This window comes from Photorhabdus antumapuensis, assembly GCF_020387775.1.
Classification (GTDB): domain Bacteria; phylum Pseudomonadota; class Gammaproteobacteria; order Enterobacterales; family Enterobacteriaceae; genus Photorhabdus; species Photorhabdus antumapuensis.
On the sequence record NZ_JAHZMK010000003.1, the window covers coordinates 1 to 1,903 of the forward strand.

Annotated in this window: 1 pseudogene; it reads left to right on the forward strand. The window is 57.3% G+C overall.

The features are described 5' to 3' along the window. Positions 1 to 1,903 (forward strand): annotated as a pseudogene (locus KZ793_RS00245) (hemagglutinin repeat-containing protein); the annotation flags it as partial.

A 1,903-nucleotide genomic window follows, 5' to 3' on the forward strand; every position in this document is an offset into this window, starting at 1 on the left:
GGGACCTTACAATCCGCAGACGCCCTGAATCTGGATACCGACGGGCAGTTACTGGATAACCAACAGGGCCAGATTATTGGTGAAGGCAAAACCACCGTCACCAGCGGTCCGCTGGACAATCGCCACGGTCATCTGCAAGGCGGCCAGTTGGTTATTGACACCCGACAGGCGCAGACCGATAACCGGGACGGCAAATTGTTGTCGGCAGGTACGTTCAACCTGAAAACCCAGCGGCTCGACAATCGTCACGGGCAGGTGCAAGCCGTAGGCGACACCGCTCTTAATGCTGAAACTCAAACCGATAACACCGGCGGCCTTATCCGTGGCGGCGCACAACTCAGCCTGAACACCTCTCACCTGATTAATCGTGACACGGCGCAGGCAGATAAAGGACTGGAAGCGCAAAACCTGACGGTCAACGCCCAACAGGTGGACAACCATCAGGGGGCTTTACGAGCGGCCGACCACCTGCAAGCAAACATCAGCCAGAGCTTGAATAATATCCAGGGGCTGGTCTCTGCGGGCAAACAGCTCACCATCAACAGCGAGGCTCAGCAACCGCATCTGAGGATTAACAACCAACAGGGTACCTTAATTGCCGGGAAGCAGGTGGATATTAACGCCGGGGCCCTCAGCGGTGACGGCCAGCTGTTATCGCAGGGCGATATGGCGGTCACCTTAACCGAAGATTTTCACCATACCGGCAACACCGCGGCCAACGGCAACCTGACCCTGAAAACCACCGGCAATCTTCTCAATGACCGCCAGATAAAAGCCGGTCGGGCGCTGCATCTTGGTGCGCAAAATCTCACCAACAGCGCCGCCGGTAACATCAGCGCCGGGCAAACGCAAATCAAGGTCCACGATACGCTGAACAATACCGGATTGATTGACGGCGGTCTGACCCATCTCACGGCGAATACCCTGAACAATACCGGCACCGGGCGCCTTTACGGTGACCAACTCGCCCTCCAGACAGGCACCCTGAATAACAGCGCACGGGACGGCAAAGCCGCCGTGATTGCCGCGCGTGACCGGCTGGATATCGGCGCCGGGATACTGAACAACAGTCATCATGCCCAGATTTACAGCGTGGGCGATATGCACATTGGCGGCCAGTTGGACAACAGCCTGACAGCCACCGGTCAGACCAGTGAGCTCAATAACCACGCCGCGACAATTGAGGCGGGGAAAAACCTGAAAATTCAGGCCGACCAGATTCACAATACCAACGCCGGTCTGGTGACTCAGGTTGTCGAAACGGAAAAATCGCCACATCACGATGCGGTACTGAGCGGCCAGACCACCCGTTATGACTGGTCACAGGTGGACACCTCCCGCCACAACACATACGGCGTGCACGATGCCATCATGCCGGATGGCAGCCGCAGTAATGACTTTTACGAATATCAGTACACCCGTACCGTGAAGGAAACGCAGGTTAAGCAGAGTGACCCGGGTAAAATTCTGGCGGGGGGCAATATCACGCTCACCAGTGCGCAAGTCACCAATCACGACAGCCAAATCGTGGCGGGCGGCGCGCTGGACGGGGAAATCGGCGAACTGCACAATATAGCGACTCAGGGGGAACGCATCACCACGGATGCCGGCCGCCAGACTCACTGGTATGCGAAAAAGAAACGACTTAAGCCCAGATTCCGCGGCACCAAAACCTCGCAGGGGAAAAGCCGCAGTGGTTATAACCCCGCGCCGGTGACAGAAACGATTGACCTGAAAACGCTGGCCTGGCAGGACCATACCCGGCCACAGAACACCGATATCACGATTACGGACCGACAGACCGGTCAGATACACGATGCCCCCACGGCGGTCAAACCGGTGAGCGGGATAAACGACCAGCCTCTGGTCTTGCCCCCCGGTCAGCCATTTGAACTGAGTTTGC